The following is a 2226-nucleotide window of genomic DNA, read 5'->3' on the forward strand; positions in this document are numbered from 1 at the left end:
CTCCCGCCCGAGGACGGCGAGGAGGAGTCAAGGCTGCTGCTGAAGTTCTCCTCCAAGCGCGACCCGTCGGCGATCGCGGAGTGGATCGCCTACAACGTCATCGACACCGAACGCCAAGACTGGGAGCACGGCCTCGCCGCCCTGCGGGCCTACCGAAAGCGGGAAGGCCATGCCCGGGTGCCGTTCAGCCACCGGGAGGGCGCCTACCCGCTCGGGCAGTGGGTCGCCGACCAGCGGAAGACCTTCCAGGCCGGCGCCATGAACGGCAACCGCGCCCGCCGCCTGGAGCGCCTCGGCATGGTCTGGGACGAACGGGAGTTGGCCTGGGAGGAGACCCTCGACGTCCTGCGGGCCTACCACCAGGAGTACGGCACCCTCGCCGCGCCGAGGTCAGCGACCATCCTGGACCGGCCCGTCGGGATGCTCCTAGCCAACCTCCGCCGACCCGGCGGCCTCGGGAAAGACACGGCCCGCGCCGAGCGCCGCCGCGAGCAGCTGGCCGCGATCGACGAGCACTGGAACCCCACCTGGCCCATCGAGTGGCAGCGCAACTACGCGAGGGTTCAGCAGTGCGTCGACGGCGGCGCCGACCCCAACGACATCCTTCCCGGCGTGACGGTGGCCGGGGTGGACGTCGGGACGTGGCTGCGCCGACAACGACACGGCTGGAAACACCTCACACAGGCGCAGCGGGAGCTGCTGGGAGATCTGGGCATCGGCCCGCTCCAGACGCCCCCTACGGCCGTCGTGGAGGACCCCGAGGAGCCGGTGGGCCCGGAGACCAGCGGCACCACCGTGCCGGCCGCGAGGAAGCCGTCCAGCGGGCGCGCAGGGTCGTTCCAGCGGGGCCTCGCTGCCGCCCGCCAATACCTCGCCCGCGAAGGCCACCTCCGCGTCCCACGCGGCCACGTCGAGCACCTGGCCCTCGAAGACGCCATCGCCAGCGACGGCCAGGAACAGCCCGAAACCGTGCCGGTGAAGCTCGGAGTCTGGCGCAGCAACACGCGATCGCGGCGGGACCGGCTCACGCCCGAGCAACAGGCCGCCCTGGACGAACTCGGGCTGTAGACACGCTCTGCGCCGTCCAGGTCGTGCGGGCGGCGCAGAGCATCGTGGCTTCAGGCGTCTCTGGAGGGGAGACGCTCTTCGTGCGCCGCTCGCCGGCATCATGTACGTCCTGCGGACCGGTGTCGCGTGGCGCGACGTCCCGGCCGGGACCGTGGGCTGCTCCGGGGTGACGGCATGGCGCCGGCTGCGGGACTGGACCGAGGCCGGCGTCTGGCCACGCCCGCACGCCACCCTGCTGACCGAACTTCTCCGTGCCGACCTGCTGGACCTGGACGACTGCTCCGCGGACGGGTCGCACGTCCGGGCCCAAAGGAAAGATCACGTCGGCCCCTCGCCCGTCGACCGCGCCCGGCCCGGGTCCAAGCACCACCTGATCGTCGACCGCCACGGGATTTCGCTCGCCGTCACGCTCACCGGCGGCAACCGGCACGGTCACCCAGCTCCTGCCTCTGCTGCAGGGGCATTGCAAGATCGCGAAAGAGCCGGTTTGCCGGCGTTCATGTGTGATGTTCCGTCATGCGGCCTTGGCGCATGTGGGTTCGGGACGCGGAACAGGCACGGTGTCGGTGATCATGTGGTTGTCGAGACCCATGCCCACCGGACAGAACCGTGCCTGCACCCTCATCATCGCCCATACCCGTGGCGCTGGGCCAACTCTTCGTCCTGCTCGCAGGCGTGGCTGGCGTGGGGCGAACCGCCGTCGGCCCAGGTGTCGTCGCTGCCGGCGCCGCAGCCGTGGCAGACCCACTCTCCGTACCAGATCACTTCGCTGTGGTCGTCGACCTCGCAGTCGTGATCGGAGGTTGGCGCGAGGTCGGCGTCGTCCCACACGGCGTCGCCGGCCGCGCCGCAGCCGTGTTCCCAGCAGCCTCCCCAGGGGATTTCGTTCATCGGCTGGCCTCCGTGGCGTGGTCGGGGCAGAGGGCGAGCAGCCGGCCGGGGGCGCGGCGGGTGCGCCAACCGGACTCCCGTCGGATCCGGCGGACCTCGCTGTAAGTGTCGACGTGGCCTGGGGTGTGGGTTTCCGCGTAGCAGCCGTCGGCGTCGCAGCGGATCGCCAGGTACGCGTATCCGCTCACTGGTCGGCCTCCTCGAGGTGGGCGCGTCCGAGGGCTTGGAGGGTGAAGAGCTCTTCGTCGGTGGTGGGCGGGGTGAAGG

Annotated in this window: 3 protein-coding genes and 1 pseudogene; 2 read left to right on the plus strand and 2 right to left on the minus strand. The window is 71.2% G+C overall.

Annotated elements, in window-relative coordinates; all coding sequences use genetic code 11:
• Nucleotides 1–1068 (plus strand): helicase associated domain-containing protein (locus E1265_RS35690; RefSeq protein WP_207931347.1); only part of this gene is annotated, 1068 nt, incomplete at its 5' end.
• 79 nt (nucleotides 1069–1147) lie between these two features.
• Nucleotides 1148–1523, plus strand: a pseudogene (locus E1265_RS35695) (transposase); the annotation flags it as partial.
• A gap of 169 nt (nucleotides 1524–1692) precedes the next feature.
• Here the strand turns inward: E1265_RS35695 and E1265_RS35700 are convergent.
• The gene (locus E1265_RS35700; RefSeq protein WP_132935095.1) at nucleotides 1693–1959 is read right to left on the minus strand and encodes a hypothetical protein; all 267 of its coding nucleotides are present in this window, start codon (nucleotides 1957–1959) and stop codon (nucleotides 1693–1695) included.
• Entirely contained in the window at nucleotides 1956–2147 is a 192-nt protein-coding gene (locus tag E1265_RS35705) for a hypothetical protein (RefSeq protein WP_132935096.1), read from the minus strand. Before E1265_RS35705 ends, E1265_RS35700 begins: the two co-directional genes overlap by 4 nt.
• Between the last annotated feature and the right edge of the window lie 79 nt (nucleotides 2148–2226).

It is taken from the genome of Streptomyces sp. 8K308, from assembly GCF_004348315.1.
Taxonomy (GTDB): Bacteria; Actinomycetota; Actinomycetes; order Streptomycetales; family Streptomycetaceae; genus Streptomyces.

Bases quoted from the DNA above. Each gene is read 5' to 3' on its own strand.
- E1265_RS35700 (WP_132935095.1), bottom strand. From the start codon at position 1,959: ATGAACGAAATCCCCTGGGGAGGCTGCTGGGAACACGGCTGCGGCGCG.